Source organism: Halobellus inordinatus (assembly GCF_024464655.1).
GTDB classification, from domain to species: Archaea; Halobacteriota; Halobacteria; order Halobacteriales; family Haloferacaceae; genus Haloquadratum; species Haloquadratum inordinatus.
In genome coordinates, this window is sequence record NZ_JANHAV010000007.1 from 1 (window position 1) to 20,450 (window position 20,450).

Here is a 20,450-nt window from a genome sequence, read left to right on the forward strand (position 1 = left end):
TGCGACGAGGAACACGCCGACGCGATCGACAACGCGGTCTTCCCCGGCGCCCAGGGCGGCCCCCTGATGCACAACATCGCGGGCAAGGCCGTCGGGTTCAAAGAAGCGCTCTCCGAGGAGTTCGACGCCTACGCCGAACAGACGGTCGCAAACGCCAAAGCGCTCGCCGACCAGTTGCAAGCGAACGGACTCAGCCTCGTCTCTGGCGGCACTGACAACCACCTCGTGTTGGTCGACCTCCGGCCGTCCCATCCCGACACGTCCGGGAAGGACGTCGAATCGGCGCTCGAAGAGGCCGGGATCGTGATGAACGCGAATACGGTCCCCGGCGAGACGCGCTCGGCGTTCAACCCGAGCGGCATCCGTATCGGGACGCCGGGCGTCACGACGCGTGGCTTCACCGAATCGACGTGCCGGGAGGTCGCAGACCTCATCACGCGCGTCATCGACGACCCGAACGACGAGCAGACGGTCGCCGAGGTCGCTGCGCGCGTCGACGAACTGACCGACGAGTATCCATTGTACGACTAAATCGCCCGCTCTGGTCAATACCATCCGTCTTCGCGGACACCATCGTTCTTATCAACTGAGAACAACGACCAACTTATACGGGAAAATAAATTAATTATAATGCAGTATGTATCGGGTTCTCATCCCCGTCGACGACGACGAGAGTCGGGCGCTCAATCAGGCGGAATACGCCGCGAATCTCCCTGGTTCCGGATCGGACGTCGAAGCGACAGTCCTGTACGTGGTCCCGCCACGCCGTCTCGATACGGCTGAGGAGGTAGACTTTGAAGAGATCGACTCGGCGGTCGCAGCCGTCGAGTACCTCGAAGACAGTGGTGTCTCGGTCGACGGTCGCGTCGGTGACGGCGGCGTCTCCGAGGAGGTCATCCGGATGGCAGACGAACTGGACTGCGACGAACTCGTGATGGGCGGGCGGAAGCGCTCCGGCGTCGCACAGGTCCTCCTCGGGAGTACCGTCCGCGACGTCTTCGTCTCCACGGAGCGACCTGTCACGATCACCGGCTCTGGAATGGTATTCGAGGGCGGGTCACGCGAGGTGCTGCTCCCTGTCGATCGGAACCTGGAACGGGCGCGCCGACAGGTCGAGTACGCCACTGCGCTGCCGAACGCCGCGGAGAACGTCACGGCGACGGTGCTGTACGTCTTCCCCCACCAGGACTACCGGGGCGCGCCGCCGCACGAGTTCGAAGACGTCGAGGCGGCGGTCGAAACAGCCGATTCGCTCGAAGCGGAGGGTCTGTCCGTCGAGCGAGTCTCTATCGGTGGCGAAGTGGCACGAAAAGTCCTCGAAACGGCCGAGGAACGCGAGGTCGACAGCATCGTGATGGGCGGACGGAAGCGCTCGGGCGTCCAGAAGACGCTCTTGGGCAGCATCGCACAGGACGTGATGCTCTCTGCGGACCGTCCGGTCACGCTCACTGGGTAATCGATCCAGTTTCTGCCGCTCCGGCTTCAGGTTCATCGACCGCAAAAAAACTGCTTCGTTCGCTGTGACCGGCGCGCGAGTGCCGCCGGTGGGAGACGCTCAGACAGTGAGGGCTGACTGCTTCAGTTGTCCTGCGCTTCGGCTTCCTGCTTTGCACCCAGCTTCGCCTGTTCGCGGGCGCTCGGGTTGACCGATTCCTTGAACGGCACTTCTGCGACCGTCGCGTACACCGGCTCGCCGTCCTCTTCGGCGTACTCGTCGGGCAGGTGCACCTGGAACTCGAGGTCGAGATCGTTCTCGTAGATCTCGTCGTCGAGCGTCGCCTGCGCGGCGTCTTCGAGCTTGTCGGCGGGCACGAATCCGAGACCGATGTTCGTCTCGAGGTCCGGGTTCCACCACGGCGAGGTCATGTAGCCGCATTCCTCGTCCGTCTCCGGATCGGAGATGATCCAGAAGTCCGGCGCGTAATCGCGGATCGGCTCGCCGGCCATCTTCAGGCCGACCAGCTTGAGGTTGAACGGGTACTCGCCGCCCTCGATGAGCTCCTTCTGGCGTTCGAGTTCTTCCTTGCCGACGTAGTCGGCTTCCTTGTCGTCCGGCACCTGATAGCCCAGGTTGACCTGGAACGGCGAGGTCTCGTGGTCCATGTCCTGACCCCACGAGAGGATCCCCGCCGCGATGCGGCGGTGGTGACCGGGCGCGATCTGCATCCCGCCGTGGTCTTTGACCGATTCGAGGACCGGATCCCACACGCGCTCTGCGTTCTCCATCGCATCGCGCACGTAGATCTCGAAGCCCTTCTCGCCGGAGAAGCCGGTCTGGCTGACGAGCACCGAGGCACCGTTGATCTCGGCCTCCATCAGGCCGTAGTACGGAATCTCGGAGACTTCCTCGCCGACGACTTCGACCATCACGTCCTCGGAGAGCGGTCCCTGGATCTGCATCGGGGCGACGTCGATTTCGTCGACTTCGACGTCGAAGTTCTTCCCGACGTTGACGCCCTGGATCCACTGCATCAGCGTCGAGTCCGAGATAGAGAACCAGAACTCGTCTTCTTCGACGCGGAGCAGAATCGGGTCGTTGAGGATGCCGCCGTCCTCGTTGCAGAGGATGACGTACTTGCCGTTCATCGGCTCGATTTCGGTGGCATCACGCGTGATGAGGTAGTTCGTGAGTTCCTCGGCGTCCGGGCCTTTCACGCGGATCTGCCGTTCGACGGCGACGTCCCACAGCGTTACCTTCTCGGTAAGCGCTTCGTACTCGGCCATCGCACCGCCGTCTTCTGGCTCGACGAGGCCGCGCGGGTGATAGATACGGTTGTACACCGTACACCGCCAGGCTCCTTCCTCGTTGAACGACTTATCGAAGAAGGGGGACTTTCGAACGCGGGTCGAGACCAGCATCTGGATCCCCGGATCTCCGGTCTGTCGGAGGTTCCGCGGGAGCGTTCTGTCGGATTGATCGATACTCGGATGATTTGGGTGTTCGTAGTCCCCTGACATCCAATAAACGATGTTATCAAACCCCAATAAAAGATCACCCTGATAGTACCGTGCTTTTATTTGCCACTGCTTAGCACGGGACATATCGGGCGCTGTGATCGGCTCGTTCCGGGCGCGCTTGCACGCCCCAGAACATACCATATTTCGACCGGTAGATGGCCGATGTAACTCGAATATCGGCGGCAGAAGAAGGACCGTGTTGCCCTCGATCGCTCGTTCGAGGTATTCGATCACTGCTCGCGCGCGCTCACTCGTTCGGACTTCTATCCGACAGTCTCAGGATTGGCGCGCGGCGTAGAGTGCTGCCCCGACGAGCGCGGCGAGTGCGACGGTCACACCGAACCCGGGGCTGCTCGTACTGGACGTCGATTCGTCAGTCTGCGCTGCCGTTTGCTCGTCGGTGGTTTCGCTCGCTGTGGTCGTGCTGTCCGTCTCGGTCGCCGTCGCGGTCGTTCCGCTGCTCGTCGTGGTCTCGCTCTCCGTCATCGTGATCTCTCGCTCGGAGAAGTGATTCACGGCGACCAGGACGCTCGCGCTGGCGTCGGCACTCGCCTGCTGGCGAACGAGGAACTTTGAGGTGTCGCCGCCGTCGATCGCGCTCTGGAGCGCACTGTAAGAGGACGCCTGTGCGGCGGCCTCGCCGTCGACAGTCACCTGCACGTCGTTCGTCGCGTCGACGACCTTCTCGGAGACGGACGTGATGACAACCTTCCCCTGGTGCTCGGAGCGCTCGGCGGTCATTCGCACCGTTCCCTCACTTTGCTGGGTCACTTCGACGGTCGTGTTGTCGCCGTACTGCACGACGTCGGCGACGGCTTCACTTCCCGACTCGCTCTGCTGCATCACGTACACCTCGGCGGCCGCCTGGCCGCTGGTGATCAGTTGTTCCTGCTGTTCGTCGTCCTCGGTGCGGCCCTCCGGATACGAGCGGAACGCGAGTTTGCTGTCTCCTTCGAGGCTCGCGGAGACGTTCCCCTGGTCGTTCACCGTGAGTTCGCCGTCACCGACGACGAGGAAGACGCCTTCCGTGCCGTCGTCGGTCGTCACGACGACTTTCTCACTGCTCTGACTCGCGGCCTCGGCGGAACTGGACAGATTGACCGCTACGTACTGGCTGTCGTCGCCGGCACGCACCGTCAACACCCCACGCTCGTTGTCGTGTGCGCGGAGCGTCGCCCCGCTGTCGGTACTCATCGAAGCGCTCGTCTCGCTCTTCGCATCGAAAGCGACGGCAGCGCCGGCGATGTCGGAGGAGGCACTTAACTCGACATCGGCCGAGAGGCTGCCACTACTTTCTGTCTCACTCTGCGACTGTACTTTCACTGACTGCATCACGGTTTCGCCGTCGACGGCGTAGTCGACGACCGCGTTGCTCGTCGTGTCGAAAGAGACGTTGGTCTCAGCGTACGCCTTCTGGCTCGACGTGGCTGCACCGACAGTCCCGACTGCCGCGGCGGATCCGAGCGCGGACGCCACGAGCAGCACGGCTATCACCGATGCGGTAACTCGATCTGTGAACATCGCGTCCGATCCTACCCGTTCACGGGAGTATATAAACGAATGATACCGGCCCCGATTTTCACTCGTTTAATCCGGATTCATCCCGTCATAGTCCGCTGATTCCGCTGTCCGAGGTGCTGCCACCGAGTCCTCTCTGAACAATATTTATAATGGGTTATTTCGTATACCCTCCGTAGGCGTCGCAACTAAGCGTCTCACCGACCGCACGCCGCAGTGCGATCAGGGAGAACGAAGACGGGAACACGCTCCTGTACTCCTCGCCCCGACCGAAGCTGTCGGGAGTTACCAATAGCCGCCGGTATCTCAGTCCATCTCGCATTGCTTATTTCCCTCGGTCTCGAAACTAGCCCAATGACTCCGTCTCGTCCCGCGCCCGGGCCGGACGCCGCTCGCGCGTTTCGGCTCGGGATCGCGGCTGGCGCACTCGTCGGCCTCGCGTTTGCGGGGTTGGTCTACTGGACCGGTTCGGTGAACATATTCGCGTTCGGGTACGTCTTCGCGTTGCTCTTTCCGGTGTACCTCGTTCTGGTCGCGATCGCCCTCAGCGTGTGGCTGGGATACGACAAGGACGCGACCGCACTGCGCCCGGTCTACCGGACTGAGCGGTAGTCCTCCTAGCGATCTGACTCGCAATCGGCGGCCTAGGACCGCACACACAACTGCGCCGAACCGAATACGGTAATGGCGCTGCCGACGCACGCTTCTGCAATGGCACAACTCGAACGGCTCCGGGTGTATCCGGTGAAAAGCCTCGACGGGATCGACGTCGACGCCGCGACGATTCTCGATGGGGGCACGCTCGAACACGACCGCGAGTTCGCGCTCTTCGATTCGGAGGGCGACGTCATCAACGCGAAACGCACTGACCAAGTGCACGCGCTCGCGACGGACTTCGACCCGGAGTCGGGGGCGCTCGTCGTCGAGACGCCCGAGGGTGAGACGGAACGCTTCGTTCTCGCGCAGGAACGCGGGCGCGCCGCGGCGTGGTTCGGGGAGTTCCTAGATCTCGATGTCTCGCTCCGGCGAGACGTCTCTCTCGGTTTCGTCGACCGCCGCGAGATGGGGCCGTCAGTCGTCAGCACCGCGACGCTGCGGGAGTTCGCGTCGTGGTTCGACGACATCACCGTCGAGAGCGCGCGTCGCCGTCTCCGGGCGAACGTCGAAGTCTCGGGCGTTCCGGCGTTCTGGGAGGATCGATTCGTCGGTGACGACGCGCCTGCCTTCGAGGTCGGCGACGTCAGGTTCGAGGGCGTCAAACCCTGCGGGCGGTGTGTGGTTCCCGGTCGCGACCCCGACACCGGCGCGTCGACGCCGAACTTCCGCGAGCAATTCATCGAGAAGCGGCGCGAGACGTTCCCCGAGTGGGCCGATCCGGACGCGTTCGAACACTTCTTCACGTCGATGCTCATCGCCCGCGTCCCCGACTCCCACCGGGGGCGCCGACTCAACGTCGGTGATCCGGTATCCGTTCTCGAGGACTGATCCGCCGCGGTTCTCGCCGCCGTCAGTGTCGCTCCGCTCGGTCAGTCGCGATCCCGCTCGGCGATCGTCGCAGCGATGAGGTTTCGCATCCCGCGGCGGAGTCGCCCGCTCATCGCCGTCGAGGAGAGGTCCATCTCCTCGGCGACTTCGCTGAGCGAGATGTCCCGCGGTTCGTTGAAGTAGCCCTTCGCGAACGCGAGTTGGAGCGCCGCGCGCTGCTCGTCGGTGAGACCGTACGAGGACTCGCCGCCGGCGTCCTCGTTGCTGTAGATCTCGATGATGTCGAGCGCGATGTCGTTCGCGATCGCGTACTCCCAAATCGTGTTGAGCGCGGCGCGGTCGGGCAAGAGCAGGTGGACCAACCATCCGCCGTCTTTCGTCTCCGTGTGCACTAGAAAGCCGTTCTCCTCGGTCACGATGCTGCTGATGAGGCGCGTCTGTGGCGTGTGTTTGATGTAGTAGATCGCCGTGTCGTTGGTCCGATCGATCAGCTCGAATTCTTCGACCGTGACGTCGGATTCGAGTGCCGCTTCGAGTTCTTCGGAGTCGTCGTATTCGATGAGAAACGGAAAGTACGTCGACCCTGGATCGGTCGTCCCCTGCGTGATCACACGGATCTTGACGCCGTCGAGTCGCTCCAGCGTCGGAACGAGCGCGAGGTGTTCGTGTTCGATGTGTACCTTTGCTGTTATCGACATTGTTGGTGAGTTCTCCGTTCGCAGCCGTCCCCCGGTTTCGTCGGTGTCGCTTCCCGGTCGCGCCGACCGCTACACCGTGGTTTCCAGCCTCCCAATAGTGTCTATCGGTTCACTCCGAACCGAGTGTATCTTATATTGTCGGTCGTGTGCAAGCGACAATATCGCCCCGCCGACAGTTACGCCGACATCGCTTCTTTCGGCTCCCGGGTCGACGTCGACTCGCGCCGGTTCTTCGCCGCGAGGACGACGAAGATGACGAAGCCGACGGCCCGCATCGACAGGTCGAGCACGAGCGCGTCGACCGACACCGTCACGCCGGCGAACCCGAGCAGGTCGAATACCGCCGCCGACAGCAGTCGCGGTGCCATTAGCAGGAGTGCACTGACCGCAAAGCCAGTCCGTTCGCCGCGGTTGACGTCACCGTAGAGCGTCCCGATGACGGTCGCACCGAGGGCGATGACGCCGAGGAAGACGCCGACCACGGGGATCAGAATCTCCGGAACGGAGTACGACAGTTGTGCGAGGTCGCTGAAGCCGACGACGCGGTACTGTTCACGGATCGGCAACTCCGCGGCGTTCGCCTTCTCTCGGAGCAGCACGACCCCGGGTGCGAGCACGAACGCGAAGGGAACGATCGCCTTGTTCAGCGACAGCGAGAACGCCTTCACGCCGGTCTCGAAGGGATCGGACTTTGCGACCCCGCTTGCGGCGTAGGCCGCAACGGCGACGGGCGGCGTAATGTCCGCGATGACGCCGAAGTAGAGGATGAACAGGTGTGCGGCGAGCAGCGGGATACCGAACTCGACCAGCGGCGTCGCGAGCATCGAGATCAGGATGATGTACGTGACGGTCGTCGGCATCCCCATCCCGAGGATGATGCTCGCGACGGCGGTCACGAGCAGCATGATCACGATCGACCCGCCGGACAGCGCGAGGAGCAGCGAGGTGAGGTTCGGACCCAGCCCCGAGACGCTGATGACGCCGGGGATGATACCGGCCGCGGCGACTGCGATGACCACCGGCACGGCCGTCCGTGCACCCTCGTCCATCGATTTCACGACGAACGTCCCGACGCGGAACAGTTGATTCTCTCCGAGGTCGCGGCCGGTCTTCTCGCCGGCTACCTCCGCACTCTCTTGGATCGTGGGATTGAGATCGAGGAACTTCGACTCGACGTCGGTGTGATACAGCATCGTCAGCACGCCCGCGAGCATCGCGTACCAGCCGACTCGGGGGCCGACGATGGCGAACGCCGCACCCGGTGAGAGGGGCGTTCCGCTCGCTCCGGTCAGGAGTCCGGTGACGGCGACGCCGGTTATGATGTGGCTCACGAGTTCGATGCCGAAGATCGCCGCGAGCGACCCGAACAGCGAGATCCGCGTCTTCTCACTGTAGGCCGCAATGAACGTTATGAGCGCGACGAGCGCGACGAGGGTGAACCACGCCGACCGCGACACCGAGAGGCGTTCGACGATGAGGTAATACAGGAGGAGGAAGATCGGAACGAGGTAGAACCACCCGAACTTCAGGTGCGAGACCAGCGACGCGGTTTCTTCGAGGCCACCGATCCCCTCCTGGACGGCTTTCAGATGCACCATCACCCAGACGCCGAAGAAGAAGACGATCGCCGGGATCGTCGCGAGGATGATGATCTCCGCGAACGGCGTCGCGGTGTACTGGACCATCAGGAACGCGGCGGCCCCCATCACGGGCGGGAGGATCTGTCCGCCGGACGACGCCGAGGACTCGACCGCCCCGGAGAACTCCGGTGAGTACCCCGAGCGCTTCATCAGCGGGATCGTGAACGCGCCGGTCGTGACCGTGTTCGCGATCGAGGAGCCCGAAATCGTCCCCATAAATCCGCTCGCGAGGATGCTCGCCTTCGCCGGGCCGCCTTTCCGCTTGCCCGTGGCGGCGTACGCGAGGTCGATGAACCACTGGCCCGCGCCGCTCATTTCGAGGAACGATCCGAACAGGATGAAGATGTAGATGAAGCTCACCGAGACGGTGACCGGTATCCCGAAGACACCGTTTTCGGTGTTGTACCAGAGGTTCTGGACGATGTCCGGCCACGTGAGCTCCGGGATCGCGAGCAGTCCGATGAACGGCGTGCCGCTGCTGATCAGATAGCCCCACCGCGCGTAGACGATGAACGAGGCGACGATGAGCATCAGCGGGAGTCCGAGCGTTCGGCGGGTGGCTTCGAGCACCAACAGGACGCCGACGACGCCCAGGATCATCGCATAGGAGTACTCGCTGACGAAGGGGACGGCACCGAGAATCGGGTCGAGGAACGTGTAAATCTCAGTGACGGGGCGGCCCGATTCGAGGCCGAAGACGCGCATATCCTGAATCTCGGAGAACTCCGTCAGGAAGTAGAACGCCGAGAGGAACGCCGCGATCATACTGACGACGTCGAACGGCGTCACGCGGCTCCGGTTCGGATCGAGGAACGCCCAGCGGAAGACGCCCCGTACGCCCTCGAAAGCGCGTGAGACTGGGTTCTCCTCACCGAATGACTCGGTGACGCCGTCGACGACGCGCCCGAGGTTCCGAGAGACGAACCCATCGCCCATACTCGCCGGGAACATCAGGAACGTCAGGACGAGCGCGAACGCGACGTGGATCGCGTTCGCCTGCAGGAGCTGGAGTGACACCTGATAGCTGGTGATGGCCGGCATCCCGTTTTCCAGTGCCAGGATCGGGATCTCGAAGGTGAAGCTCTTGGCCGCCAAGATGAGCTGGAACAGCGAAAAGAGGATCCCGATGGCGGCGACGGCGAGGGCGGCAAGTCCTTTCAAGGACCGTCGGCGCTCAATCTCCTCGATGAGCTCCTCGGCTTCTTCTCTGGAAATCTCCCCCTCTTCGCCACCGTCGACGTTATTCGTACTCATAGCAATATGTCGGTCATTGTTCGTCGCTCGATGTGGATCCGAACGTCGTTTGCGTTCGTTTCCGCAACCAAGTCATACTGTTGGTCCTCGACGATCAGTGTATGGTTTGCGATCCGTCCGGGCGACACCGAGAGGGTTTCGAGTTCGGTGATCGGCTCTGGTGGGTCGTACACGAGCGTTCCGTTCACGTTCGTGACGTTGACCCGTGCCGGAAGCCCCCACCCGTATGACTCGAACTCCATCCGCGTGTTCACGAGCGTCTGTCCCTCCACGCGGTACTCGTCGTACACGCGTGACTTCTCGACGCTGTGCATATATTCGAGACCGACCGTGCTCCCGTTCTCGACGGGCTGTTCGATATAGTGCTCGCCCGTGTCGAGGTCCTCGACGACAAGTACTGTCCCGGTCGGCACGGCCGCAGCGACGCCCGCGAGGATCACCCCAAGCGCGATCGCGACGGCTATCAGTGCCGGGACGGTCCGTTCGCTTGCGAGTGTGCGTACGTTCACCGCTGGAAACGAATGTGCTAGACGCCTTTACGGCTACGAAAGACGTTTCGACGCCCCGAAAGTCGGCGGCGCGAGACTGATACAGACCCGACGGTCAGTCGTCGGTTACTCGCCGAAGTACGCCGCTGCGCCTTCGTGGAGTTCGATCGACATTCCGTCCTGAGCGCTGTCGGCGGTGATGAAGTCCGTCTTGATAGTCAGCTCGTCGAGGTTGTCGAAGATGGCCGCCGTGACGTTCTCGACGGCCTCGGCGGAGACGCCGGAGTTCGTCGCGATCATCGCCTGCACGGCGACGGTCTCGACGGGGTCGGAGACGCCGCTGTAGGTTCCGCCCGGGATCGTGTCGTCGGCGAACCACGAGGCAGCGTCCTTGACGGCTGCACGGTTGTCGCCCTCGATCGGGACGATGTTGACGTCGTTGGTCGTCGCGAGGTCCTCGATGGCGCCGACCGGCCAGCCGCCGACGACGAAGGCGGCGTCGATGTCGCCGTTCGCGAGCTGTTCGGACGCCTGCGAGAAGCCGGCGTTCTGCTCGTTGTAGTCGGTGATGCCGACCGCTTCGAGGATCTGGTTCGCGTTGACCTGCGTGCCGGAGCCGAGGTCACCGGTGTTGATCGTCGCGCCGCTGAGGTCGCTGAGCGTCTCGATGCCGGTCGACTCCAGCGTGACGACGGTGATCGTCTCGGGGTACAGCGTCGCGACGCCCTGGAGGTTCTCGATCGCGTTGCCCTGGAACGTCTCGATGCCCGTCCCGTTCTTCGCGAAGTACGCGATGTCGTTCTGGATCAGCGCGAAGTCGGCGGACCCGTCTGCGAGGCTGCCGACGTTCTCGACGCTTGCACCCGTCGACTGGACGTTCAGCGTGTAGTCCGTGTTCGCTTCGACGATCGTCTTGAACTCGTTCGAGAGCGGGTAGTACGTGCCGCCGGTCCCGCCCGCGTGCCAGCTCAGACGCGTGCCTGCGTCGCCGCCGCTGTCTCCGCCATCTTCGGTTGCGGTGCCGCCGTCGCCCTCGGTCTCGGTCTCGGTCTCGGTGTCGCCGCCGTCGCCGCCACCGTTACCGCTGCAACCAGCGAGGGCTGCGACGCCTGCGATACCGGCCGCTTCGAGGAATCTCCGTCGAGTCTCTTTGGATGACATACCGTCTCACAATAGCACTCTATGGTTTATATCTCTAATCATTTCACATCGAAAAGTGAAACATACCCAATTTACCCCCATCTGACCGCTTCGTCTAATGGTTTCAGACTCGATATGGCTGTCTCGCACCAGATCCGTTACACAAATTGGCCGGTCGTATCTCCAGGTCGATATCCCGGCAACGGTAAAAGAACCCTGAAAATGCCGCTTTAGTATATAAAAGAGCGACGCTGATTGTCCCGACACCACTGTGTCCGCTGTTATACGACTGGAGAATACGTCAGATATGAGTGAATTGTTCTTCGTCGCATCTTCTCGGATCCGAGTAGCGGCCGAATCGACGTCCCGTCCCGCTTCTGTCACTGACCGTGGGACAAAAAATGAGATCGCCGCACACCAGATCCTCGGGATCACCCGACGACCGGACGTGGGTCGTCGCCGCTCCCGAGGATGTCTTCGACGATGTCGTCGATGTCTGGGGCGCGGCGCTCACGTCGTGGCTCGTCGGACGGGTAGTGCGGTACCAGGGGCATCGTTTCACCCCACTTACGATACGTCTCGTATCGGGTAAAAACATCGGGCTCGTGAACTCTACGAAGGGAAGTCTAGCAGCGTTTGTCCGTCTTCACGCACCCGTCCGGTACAGTCGTGCGATCGGTTGCAAACGCTACTATCTCTCGGGACGCTTCATTCGACCCAGACCGTCTTTCGGTTGACGAACTCCTGCATTCCGATCTCCGATAGCTCGCGACCGTACCCCGAGTCTTCGATGCCGCCGAACGGTACCCGCGGATCGGATTTGACGAGTTGATTGATGTAGACGCAACCGGCCTCGATCTCGCTGGCAAGCGCCGTACCCCGGTCGCGGTCGGCCGTCCACACGCTGGCACCGAGTCCGAATCGCGTCCGGTTGGCGACCGCGACGGCTTCGTCCTCGCTCTGGACGCGCTCTACCGTGGCGACCGGACCGAACAGCTCCTCGGTGCTGGCGGGACAGCCGCGAGGCACGTCGGTGAGGACGGTCGGTGGATAGTATGCACCGTCGCGATCGAGCGGTTCTCCCCCGACAAGAACTTCCGCACCGGCCTCGACGCTCGCGGTGACTTGCTCGTGCAGTTCCTTGAGGAAGTGCGGTGCCGATTGCGGGCCGATGTCCGTCTGTTCGTCCATCGGGTCACCGACCGTTAGCTCGTCTATCGCGTCTACGAGTTCGTCCGTGAACTCGTCGTACACGGCTTCGTGGACGACGAACCGCTTGGCTGCGATGCACGATTGCCCGCCGTTTTGATTTCGCGCCCACGCGCCGCGCTCCGCCGCCCGCTCGATGTCGGCGTCGTCGAGGACGATAAACGGGTCGCTGCCGCCGAGTTCGAGTACGGTCTTCTTGAGGTGTTCACCCGCAGTCGACGCGACCGCGCGGCCTGCGGGCCCACTGCCCGTCAGCGTCGCCGCCTTCACTCTGTCGTCGCTGATCATCTCGTCGACCAGGTCGCTGGGTGCCAACACGGACTGGAAGACGCCTTCCGGATACCCCGCTCGCTCGAAGACGTCCTGGATCGCGAGGGCACATCCCGGGACCGACGACGCGTGCTTGAGCACGCCGACGTTTCCGGCCGTGATGTACGGTGCCGCGTAGCGGAACACCTGCCAAAACGGGTAGTTCCAGGGCATAACCGCGAGGATCGCCCCGATGGGTTCGTACGACGTCTTCGCCGTCGTTCCGGGGGGACTCGGGAAGTGCTCGTCCGCCAGATACGTCCCCGCGTGTTCAGCGTAGTGGTCGCAGACCCAGACGCACTTTTCGACCTCCGCGATGGCCTGCGAGATGGGCTTTCCCATTTCGACGGTCATCTGCTCGGCGTACGTTCGCTTTCGCTCTCGCAGCACGTCAGCGACGTCCGCGAGCAATCGCTCGCGCTTCCGCAGCGGTTCGTTCGACCACGAATCGAACGCGTCGGAGGCGCGGTCTAAGACCGCTTCGACTTCGTCTTCGTCCGCATATTCGTACGAATTCACCTGTTCGCCCGTCGCGGGATTAACTGACTCCAACCTTCCCATATATAATTGGATTCTAGTTCACTCTGACTCATTCTATTAATATAAATCTGACTAATATTAGAATAACCAAACTATGTTCAGAAAACACGTGGAGGACAAAACTGCGGTCAATACGAACTTCAGTGTCGCTGCCGTGTGCGTCCATCCGGTTCTCTCGAATAGATCCTTCGGATCGGATCTAAAATAAAACAGAATCCAAAACATAATACTCTGATCGAACAACAGCCAATCCGTTATGAAAGACACGACACCCGTCGTCGTCGAAGCCGTTCGGACGCCGCAAGGCCGCCGAGACGGGGCATTCGCGGAGACGCGTAGTGAGGACCTCTCGCTTCCCCTCGTCGAGACGATTCTCCAACGGACGGGGCTCGGAGAAGCCCACGTCGACGACCTCCTGTGGGGCGTCGCTCAGCAGCGCGACGTACAGGGGAACAACTTGGCACGCGTTATCACGTTGCTCGCCGGGTTGGAATCCGTCCCCGGAGCGACGATCAACCGCTGGTGTGCGTCCTCCGCGGCCGCTGTCGCCAGAGCGGCCGACGCCATCGCGAACGGGCAGCGCCGCTGTCTCCTCGTCGGCGGCGTCGAGAATATGAGCCAGGTCGGCATCGAGGGCAACGTCGACAACGTCCATCCAGGGTTAGCCGACCGGTACGACCTCGATGCGCTCACGATGGGGACGACCGCGGAAAAAGTCGCCGAGCGGTTCGACGTGTCTCGTGACGCCCAGGACAGGTACGCTCTCCGCAGCCACGAGCGGGCCGCCGAAGCCACCGAAACCGGGCGCTTCGAGGACGAGATCGTTCCCGTCGAGACCGACGACGGCGTCGTTACGACCGACGACTGTATCCGGCCGGACACGTCTCTGGACGCGCTCTCCGAACTCCCAACTGTGTTCAAAGACGACGGAACCGTTACGCCGGGGAACGCCTCTCAGATCAGCGACGGCGCGGCCGCGATGTTGCTAACGAGCCGTGGCTTCGCTGCGGAACACGGCCTCGACGTGCTGGCCGAAGTGGGCGATCACTCGGTCGCCGGCGTCGATCCGACGATTATGGGCGTCGGTCCGATCTACGCGGTCCGAAAACTCACCGAACGGACCGGACGCTCCGTCTCGGCGTACGATCTCGTCGAACTCAACGAGGCGTTCGCCTCCCAGACGATCCACTGTCGGCGCGAACTCGGGATCGACGAGGAGATATTCAACGTCAACGGCGGCGCGATCGCCCTCGGACATCCGCTCGGGGCTACCGGAGCGCGCCTTCCGGTGACGCTCATTCACGAAATGCGTCGCCGGGGTGCATCTCGTGGCCTCGCGACCGAATGTGTCGGCCACGGTCAGGGGATGGCTATCGAGTTCACCGTCGACTAGCGGGTACTGGAGGCCGTTTCACCACGTCGACGCTCCGTTCTCACTGATCACGTCGACGCTCTTCCAACTCGCGTGCGCGCTCGCTAACCTTCGAGAGTTCGCGCACCACTTCGTCGTCTCGTCCTCCGTGTCCGACGCGAACGGACAGATCCAGTGGCGACGGGACGAACCGACTGTCGCTGTCGGTTTCGCGCTCCTCGTCCGTGTTCCCAACGAGTGCGAGGAACACGTCCCAGAGACTGCGGAGCATATTCGTTACGACACGCTGCTCGATGATAAGTACACAGGCCCCACCCGGGTTCTGATCGAGGTACCTCTCTCAGAGCGGGTCTGACACGAAAAAATTTGTTCGAATAGCGGCCGCTACTGTGACTGCGCGTTCGAGAGCACGAACCGCTGGACGACGATTCCCAGGATGGGAATCGCTGTCGTCACCACGAGCACGAGCGTCGCCAGGACGTTGACCTTCGGCGTGATGAGCGTCCGAACCATCGAGTAAATCACGACGGGTACCGTCGTCGTGGTCCGATCGACCCAGAACTGGGAGGCGGTGAACTCTCCGAACGAGATGACGAACGAGAGGACCATCGCGGTCAGGATCGAGGGGGCGACGATCGGGAAGGTGACCTCCCGGAACGTCGTGAGCCGATCCGCGCCAAGCGTCATCGCCGCGTCCTCCAGCGACTCGTCGAACAGGTAGAGCCGGCTCCGGATGACGAGGAACGCATACGGGAGCGCGACGAGCGTGTGCATCACGACGAGCCAAAGGATCGAGCGGTCCCAGCCGATCTGCACGAAGAGGATCGTCGACGAGACGCCGATGATGACCGGAGGTACGAGCATCGGCGTGAGCATCGCGATCGCGAGCGACTTCTTGAACGGGAACTGCTTCCGAACGAACCCCATCGCAGTCGCGGTGCCGATCGCTCCTGAGAGCACTGCGGCGGCGACCCCGACCTTGAGACTGTTCCAGATCGCCGCCATGAAGGTGTCGTCCTGCAGGAACGCCCCGTACCATCGCAAGCTATACTCCGAGGGTGGGAAACTCGGGATGCGTGCGGCGTTGAACGAGTTGATGACGACGACCGCGAGCGGCAGGAGCATACTCAGATAGATGAGTAACGACGCGCCCTTCACTGCCGGCCAGTTCCAGCGACTTGAGCCACTCATATCTGGGTCCCCTCCAGTGCTTCTTCGAGGTCCGCTTTCCGCGTGAAGAGATACAGCAGGACGGCGAGAAAGAGGATGTAGACTAACGAGAGCGCGGCCGCGAACGGCCAGTTGAAGTCGTTCGTGAAGATGGTCGCGATCACGGGTGCGATGAGGCGGTCTTCAGGGCCACCGAGCAACGCGGGCGCGACGAACGATCCCGCAGAGAGGATGAACGTGAACAAGATTCCCGAGACGACGCCCGGCCACGACAGCGGGAGCGTCACCTCGAAGAACGCTCTGGCGTCGCTCGCTCCGAGCGTTTTGGCCGCTTGAATCACGTCTTCTTCGATCGTCGAGACAGCCGAGTATACGGGAAGCACCATAAATGGCAGAATACTCACGACTAATCCGAGGATCATCCCGTTCGTCGTGTAGAGTAGCTGTACCGGTTCGCCAATGACACCGATCGCCGTCAGGAACTTGTTGATCACGCCGTTGCGACCGAGTACCGTAATCCAGGCGTACGTACGGATGATGAGCGGGACCCAGAACTGCACGACGACGAGGCCGAGCAGTACCGGTGTCCACCTGCTCTCGGTCCGACCGAGGAAGTAGCCGAGCGTGTACCCCAGTGGGAGCACGATCAGGGTCGTGATGATACCGATCTTGATCGAGTCCCAAATGACGGTGTGGTACACCGACGAACTCACGAACTCACGGTAGTTCGCAAGCGTGAGTTCGTAGACGATGCTGCCGGCCTCACCGGGTTTGAAGAAACTGAACGCGACGATAATCGTCAGCGGCGCGATCAGGAACAGCAGGATCCAGAAGAGCCCGGAACCCGGAGAGACGAGGAACCGGACGCGCCGGTTCTCCATCAACTGTTCTTTGAGTCCAGCGGTGTAACTCTTCGACGCCGATTCGGGAACCGACTCACTGGCCATCTTCGGCCTCCTTCGTAGATTGTCTCTCCATCATATCAGACGAACTTGTCGTGGTGCGGGTGGGCCGTCCGTGACAGGACCTTCGAACCGGAATCGGTGACTAACACCATATCCTCGAAGCGGACTCCCGCGACTCCCCTGTTGAACAGCCCCGGTTCGATCATCACGATCATATTCTCTTCGAGCGTCGGATTCGCTGTCGGGCCAATGTAGGGCGGTTCGTGGGCGACGGTCCCGATGCCGTGTCCGATGTACCCCATCGTGAACGAGTCCTCGTAGCCGTACTCTGCGAAGATCTCCCGAGAGGCCTCGTAGACCTCCTGTCCGGAGACGCCGGGCTCGATGGCGTCGATCGCCGCTTGATGGGCCTGGAACGTCGCCTGGTACATATCGCGCTGTGCGTCCGAGGGTGTGCCGAGGAACAGCATCCGCGCGAGTTCGCTGTAGTATCCCTTGTACATCGGCCCCTCGTCGAGTTGGACGAACTCGTTCCGCCGGATGCGTTTCTGCGACGGGAACTCCTGACAGCGCGACCAGCGCACGCCCGAGGAAACGATGGCCGGCAGCGCGTACGCACCCGCCGCACCGGCGTCGAGCATCGCCTTCATAATCGTCCCCGACACGTCACATTCCCGCACACCGACGTCGACGGCCTCGATCCCGGCTTCGATCCCGATCTCGGCGATCTCGAGCCCTTCGTCGATGAGCGCGATCTCTTTCGGGCTCTTTACCGCCCGCGCGCGATAGAGCAGATCGCCGGCGTCGACGACGTCGGCCCGCGGGAGTGCGTCGCCGAACTGTCGTGCGAACTGGAACTCCATATGCGGGTCCAGCCCGACGGTCCCATCGGCGGCACCGTGGTCGGCGAGCACCGAGGCGAACGCGTCTACAGCATCCTCTTTCCCGGTCGAGAACGAACGGACGTCCTCCAGCCAGTGGCGGTCGGCCAGGTCTTCGGCGAGTCGTGGGGCAGCGAGGAACGTCGGCTCGCCGTCGCGGGGAATGACGGCACCGTGTTCGGCCGACAACGAGAAGCTGTCGTACGGGCCGATGCCGACGAGGTACCGCGTGTTGTCCGTGCGGTTGAGGACGAGCGCGTCCACTCCCTCGTCGGCCATCATCCCCTGTACCTTCTCGATGTTTTCACGCGCGACAGACTCCAGGATCCGGAAGTACTCGTCGCGTTCGTACTGGCGCGTCTCCCGATGCCCGACCGGCGGTTCCGCGCTCATACGGGGGCGGCCTCCGCGGTACGTACCTGCCCTTCCAGTGGCGTGTAGATGACGTCCTCCGGCGCGATCGAAATGGACACCGACGCCCCTTTTTCGAGTACGTCGGTGCCGCCGTGCTTGCGCTTGCCACTGACCTCGACGACCGAGTCGAGTTCCGGCACGTCGACGAGGTATACGACGTCGCGACCCTGGTAATCGACTTCGTCGACGACTCCCTCGAAGGTGTTCGTCGGGTCGGCGTCGCCCGTGGCGAATCCGACGAGTTCGTTCCGGAGGAACAGCGCGACGTCGTCGCCGTCGCCGACCTGTTCTTGTGGCGTCACGTCGAACGTCACCCCGCTGTCGGTTTCGATCTGTGGTGTCGGACTGTCGCTGTAGACACCATCGAGCCGTGAGGACTGACCGAGGAACCCGGCTACGAAGGGCGTTTCGGGGTTCTGATACGCGTTCTTCGGATCGCCGAACTGCTCGACTTGGCCATCATTTAGAACCGCCAGCCGGTCGCCCATCGAGAGCGCCTCGGTCTGGTTGTGCGTCACGTAAATCGTCGTGACGCCCGTCTCGCGCTGGATGCGCTTCAGTTCGTTCCGCATCGAGTGCCGCAGCTCTTTGTCCAGATTCGAGAGCGGTTCGTCCATCAACACGAGGTCGGGATCGAACGCGAGTGCCCGGGCGACTGCCACCCGCTGTTGCTCGCCGCCCGAACACTCGTGGGGATACATCTCGGCGTACCCCTCAAGCGAGATGATCTCGAGCATCTCCTCGACCCGGCGTTCCCGCTGTTCCGAGTCGACGCCCCGCATCTTCAATCCGAAGCCGATGTTCTCCCCGACCGTCTTGTGTGGGAACAGTGCATAGTCCTGAAACACGACGCCGATGTCGCGCTCGTAGGCAGGAAGATCCGTCAGGTCTTGCCCACGCAGACGGACCGTGCCTGCAGTGGGCGTCTGGAGCCCGGCGACGTTGAGAAGCGTCGTCGACTTTCCGCACCCGGACGGGCCGACAACAGTGATGAACTCGCCCTCCTCGACAGTGAGCGAAATCCCGTCGACGGCGGTCAAGCCACCAAACTCTTTTCGTAAATTATCTATCTCTAAGAATGACATATGGATGGTAATTCTGGGTGTTGTGTACGTGACGTACTGGCGTAAGACACTTGCTAGCGCTAGCTCTTCTGGATCTCTTCCCAGGTCTTAGACCACTGGTCGTTGTGTTCGTTTTTGTAGCTCGGATTCAGGAACGTCAGGCGTTCACCACCCGAGGGATCGTAGTCGTAGAGTCCTTCGATCTTGTCCGAGGTGGCTCCGGTCGCCGGCGGGTATCCGATGTTCTCTGCGAGGCCCGTGATGACGTCGTCTTCGAGCACGAAGTCGAGGAATGCGAGCGCGGCGTTTCGTTTCTCCTCGCTGAGGCCTTGGACCATCACCCAGTTGTCCGACCACCCGTAGGCGCCCTCTTTCGGCACGACGTAGTCGAGATGGTCGTACCCGTCGTTGACCGCGCTGTAGATACGTCCGCCCCACGCCTCTCCGACAGACGCCGTGTTCTGACTGAAGAGTCGAACGAGTTCGTCGCCGCTCGTCCAGTACTTGACGACGAGGTCTTTCTGTTCTCGAACCGAGTCCCAGATCTTCTGGATGCCGTCCTCGTAGGAGCCGTCCACCTGGATGTTGTTCGGGTCCATCCCGAGATACAGGGCGGTCGTGAAGACCCGAACGAACCCGAAGCCTTCCATCGTCACGCGGCCTTTGTTCGCGGTCTCCCAAGCGGCGGCCCACGAATCGAGTTCACCGAGTTCGTCTTTGTTGTACGCCATCCCGACCGTGCCGTACGTCGCGGGGACGGCGTGCAGCATCTCTCCGGGGTCGTAGATCGGATTCTGGAACGTGTTCAACAAGTTGCCGTAGTTCGAGATGCTGTCCGATTCGATCTCCGCCCAGACGTCTTCGCTCGCCCCGTTGTAGAGCGTCGAGGCAGACGTGATCGTGAGGTCGGTGTCCGACTGACCGGCCTTGATCTTCGAGTAGGCGTCGAACTGATTGCTGACGAGGCTCGATTCGATCGTGACCCCGTACTCGGATTCGAATTTATCGAACACCTGTGACTGGTAGGCGTCGATGTAGCTCCCACCGGGAACCTGTATGACGAGCGAGTCCGCCATCTCGTCCGAAGCCGCCGTTGACGACGCCGAACCCGTGGTCGTACCGGTGCTCTCGCTCCCGCCGTCACCGCCACCGCTGCCAGTACAGCCGGCGAGGCCAGTGAGACCGACTGCAGCACCGCTACCGAGCGTTTTGAGTATCGTCCGCCGCTTTTGCGTACCCGTCTTTGCCCCTGAACGTTCGACCGGAGACTCCTTGTTCATCGTGTACAAGGTTGACACGCGCCTCCAAATATTTAAAGGTTGGTGGTGTCGTTGACTGACGTTCTATTCTAAAGATAATAACGGAACATCGTACGAATATACACGAAACTATTAAAACATATAGG

Annotated in this window: 19 protein-coding genes; 5 read left to right on the forward strand and 14 right to left on the reverse strand. The window is 62.1% G+C overall.

All coding sequences use genetic code 11. The features are described from left to right. Together NO347_RS12750 and NO347_RS12755 are read left to right on the forward strand one after the other, a co-directional pair. Positions 1 to 531 (forward strand): PLP-dependent aminotransferase family protein (locus NO347_RS12750; RefSeq protein WP_484494532.1); only part of this gene is annotated, 531 nt, incomplete at its 5' end. Positions 532 to 637: 106 nt separating this feature from the next. Next, positions 638 to 1,456: a universal stress protein gene (locus tag NO347_RS12755; protein WP_256289960.1), complete on the forward strand. Its 819-nt coding sequence runs from the start codon at positions 638 to 640 to the stop codon at positions 1,454 to 1,456. Between the two features lie 122 nt (positions 1,457 to 1,578). On the opposite strand, the gene NO347_RS12760 is transcribed toward NO347_RS12755, so the two are convergent. Both NO347_RS12760 and NO347_RS12765 read right to left on the reverse strand, forming a co-directional pair. After that, positions 1,579 to 2,958, reverse strand: coding sequence for an aminomethyltransferase family protein (locus NO347_RS12760; protein WP_256289961.1), 1,380 nt, complete (start codon positions 2,956 to 2,958; stop codon positions 1,579 to 1,581). 276 nt (positions 2,959 to 3,234) lie between these two features. After that, positions 3,235 to 4,479: a PGF-CTERM sorting domain-containing protein gene (locus tag NO347_RS12765; protein ID WP_256289962.1), complete on the reverse strand. Its 1,245-nt coding sequence runs from the start codon at positions 4,477 to 4,479 to the stop codon at positions 3,235 to 3,237. Between the two features lie 351 nt (positions 4,480 to 4,830). Between NO347_RS12765 and NO347_RS12770 the strand changes: the two genes are divergently transcribed. Both NO347_RS12770 and NO347_RS12775 read left to right on the forward strand, forming a co-directional pair. Next, positions 4,831 to 5,088, forward strand: coding sequence for a hypothetical protein (locus tag NO347_RS12770; RefSeq protein ID WP_256289963.1), 258 nt, complete (start codon positions 4,831 to 4,833; stop codon positions 5,086 to 5,088). Positions 5,089 to 5,187: 99 nt separating this feature from the next. After that, entirely contained in the window at positions 5,188 to 5,961 is a 774-nt protein-coding gene (locus NO347_RS12775) for an MOSC domain-containing protein (RefSeq protein WP_256289964.1), read from the forward strand. A gap of 41 nt (positions 5,962 to 6,002) precedes the next feature. On the opposite strand, the gene NO347_RS12780 is transcribed toward NO347_RS12775, so the two are convergent. The 6 genes from NO347_RS12780 to NO347_RS12805 all read right to left on the reverse strand — a co-directional run bounded on the left by NO347_RS12780 (position 6,003) and on the right by NO347_RS12805 (position 13,251). Continuing rightward, a complete protein-coding gene (locus NO347_RS12780) occupies positions 6,003 to 6,659 on the reverse strand; it encodes a helix-turn-helix domain-containing protein (RefSeq protein WP_256289966.1) in 657 nt (218 codons plus the stop codon). 176 nt (positions 6,660 to 6,835) lie between these two features. Continuing rightward, positions 6,836 to 9,553: a TRAP transporter permease gene (locus NO347_RS12785; RefSeq protein WP_256289967.1), complete on the reverse strand. Its 2,718-nt coding sequence runs from the start codon at positions 9,551 to 9,553 to the stop codon at positions 6,836 to 6,838. Next, complete coding sequence (locus tag NO347_RS12790; protein ID WP_121571110.1) at positions 9,550 to 9,993, reverse strand: DUF1850 domain-containing protein; 444 nt, start codon at positions 9,991 to 9,993, stop codon at positions 9,550 to 9,552. The genes NO347_RS12785 and NO347_RS12790 overlap by 4 nt, the downstream gene beginning before the upstream one ends. A gap of 174 nt (positions 9,994 to 10,167) precedes the next feature. Continuing rightward, positions 10,168 to 11,202 (reverse strand): TAXI family TRAP transporter solute-binding subunit, encoded by a 1,035-nt coding sequence (locus NO347_RS12795; protein ID WP_256289969.1) that lies wholly within the window; start codon positions 11,200 to 11,202, stop codon positions 10,168 to 10,170. Between the two features lie 410 nt (positions 11,203 to 11,612). Next, complete coding sequence (locus NO347_RS12800; protein ID WP_255410174.1) at positions 11,613 to 11,735, reverse strand: hypothetical protein; 123 nt, start codon at positions 11,733 to 11,735, stop codon at positions 11,613 to 11,615. Positions 11,736 to 11,889: 154 nt separating this feature from the next. Then, positions 11,890 to 13,251: an NAD-dependent succinate-semialdehyde dehydrogenase gene (locus NO347_RS12805; RefSeq protein ID WP_256290163.1), complete on the reverse strand. Its 1,362-nt coding sequence runs from the start codon at positions 13,249 to 13,251 to the stop codon at positions 11,890 to 11,892. A gap of 244 nt (positions 13,252 to 13,495) precedes the next feature. On the opposite strand from NO347_RS12805, the gene NO347_RS12810 reads away from it, so the two are divergent. Then, positions 13,496 to 14,632, forward strand: a complete 1,137-nt coding sequence (locus NO347_RS12810; protein ID WP_256289970.1) for a thiolase family protein — start codon at positions 13,496 to 13,498, stop codon at positions 14,630 to 14,632. Between the two features lie 40 nt (positions 14,633 to 14,672). Here NO347_RS12810 and NO347_RS12815 read toward each other — a convergent pair whose 3' ends face one another. The 6 genes from NO347_RS12815 to NO347_RS12840 all read right to left on the reverse strand — a co-directional run bounded on the left by NO347_RS12815 (position 14,673) and on the right by NO347_RS12840 (position 20,325). Further along, complete coding sequence (locus NO347_RS12815) at positions 14,673 to 14,882, reverse strand: hypothetical protein (protein WP_256289971.1); 210 nt, start codon at positions 14,880 to 14,882, stop codon at positions 14,673 to 14,675. Positions 14,883 to 14,995: 113 nt separating this feature from the next. Beyond that, positions 14,996 to 15,802 carry an ABC transporter permease gene (locus tag NO347_RS12820; RefSeq protein WP_256289972.1) on the reverse strand — a complete coding sequence of 269 codons (807 nt, stop codon included), beginning with the start codon at positions 15,800 to 15,802 and terminating at the stop codon, positions 14,996 to 14,998. Continuing rightward, complete coding sequence (locus tag NO347_RS12825; protein WP_256289973.1) at positions 15,799 to 16,728, reverse strand: ABC transporter permease; 930 nt, start codon at positions 16,726 to 16,728, stop codon at positions 15,799 to 15,801. The genes NO347_RS12820 and NO347_RS12825 overlap by 4 nt, the downstream gene beginning before the upstream one ends. Before the next feature lie 35 nt (positions 16,729 to 16,763). Next, positions 16,764 to 17,960 (reverse strand): M24 family metallopeptidase, encoded by a 1,197-nt coding sequence (locus tag NO347_RS12830; RefSeq protein ID WP_256289974.1) that lies wholly within the window; start codon positions 17,958 to 17,960, stop codon positions 16,764 to 16,766. Beyond that, a complete protein-coding gene (locus NO347_RS12835) occupies positions 17,957 to 19,021 on the reverse strand; it encodes an ABC transporter ATP-binding protein (RefSeq protein ID WP_256289975.1) in 1,065 nt (354 codons plus the stop codon). Before NO347_RS12835 ends, NO347_RS12830 begins: the two co-directional genes overlap by 4 nt. Before the next feature lie 104 nt (positions 19,022 to 19,125). Next, complete coding sequence (locus NO347_RS12840) at positions 19,126 to 20,325, reverse strand: ABC transporter substrate-binding protein (protein WP_256289976.1); 1,200 nt, start codon at positions 20,323 to 20,325, stop codon at positions 19,126 to 19,128. Positions 20,326 to 20,450 lie beyond the last annotated feature (125 nt).

Excerpts from the sequence above, each read along its gene's own strand:
- NO347_RS12780 (WP_256289966.1), bottom strand. The coding sequence starts at position 6,659 with ATGTCGATAACAGCAAAGGTACACATCGAACACGAACACCTCGCGCTC.
- NO347_RS12765 (WP_256289962.1), bottom strand. The coding sequence starts at position 4,479 with ATGTTCACAGATCGAGTTACCGCATCGGTGATAGCCGTGCTGCTCGTG.
- NO347_RS12760 (WP_256289961.1), bottom strand. The coding sequence starts at position 2,958 with ATGTCAGGGGACTACGAACACCCAAATCATCCGAGTATCGATCAATCC.
- NO347_RS12785 (WP_256289967.1), bottom strand. The coding sequence starts at position 9,553 with ATGAGTACGAATAACGTCGACGGTGGCGAAGAGGGGGAGATTTCCAGA.
- NO347_RS12755 (WP_256289960.1), top strand. The coding sequence starts at position 638 with ATGTATCGGGTTCTCATCCCCGTCGACGACGACGAGAGTCGGGCGCTC.
- NO347_RS12795 (WP_256289969.1), bottom strand. The coding sequence starts at position 11,202 with ATGTCATCCAAAGAGACTCGACGGAGATTCCTCGAAGCGGCCGGTATC.
- NO347_RS12840 (WP_256289976.1), bottom strand. The coding sequence starts at position 20,325 with ATGAACAAGGAGTCTCCGGTCGAACGTTCAGGGGCAAAGACGGGTACG.
- NO347_RS12810 (WP_256289970.1), top strand. The coding sequence starts at position 13,496 with ATGAAAGACACGACACCCGTCGTCGTCGAAGCCGTTCGGACGCCGCAA.
- NO347_RS12825 (WP_256289973.1), bottom strand. The coding sequence starts at position 16,728 with ATGGCCAGTGAGTCGGTTCCCGAATCGGCGTCGAAGAGTTACACCGCT.
- NO347_RS12820 (WP_256289972.1), bottom strand. The coding sequence starts at position 15,802 with ATGAGTGGCTCAAGTCGCTGGAACTGGCCGGCAGTGAAGGGCGCGTCG.
- NO347_RS12815 (WP_256289971.1), bottom strand. The coding sequence starts at position 14,882 with ATGCTCCGCAGTCTCTGGGACGTGTTCCTCGCACTCGTTGGGAACACG.
- NO347_RS12830 (WP_256289974.1), bottom strand. The coding sequence starts at position 17,960 with ATGAGCGCGGAACCGCCGGTCGGGCATCGGGAGACGCGCCAGTACGAA.
- NO347_RS12775 (WP_256289964.1), top strand. The coding sequence starts at position 5,188 with ATGGCACAACTCGAACGGCTCCGGGTGTATCCGGTGAAAAGCCTCGAC.
- NO347_RS12770 (WP_256289963.1), top strand. The coding sequence starts at position 4,831 with ATGACTCCGTCTCGTCCCGCGCCCGGGCCGGACGCCGCTCGCGCGTTT.
- NO347_RS12800 (WP_255410174.1), bottom strand. The coding sequence starts at position 11,735 with ATGCCCCTGGTACCGCACTACCCGTCCGACGAGCCACGACGTGAGCGC.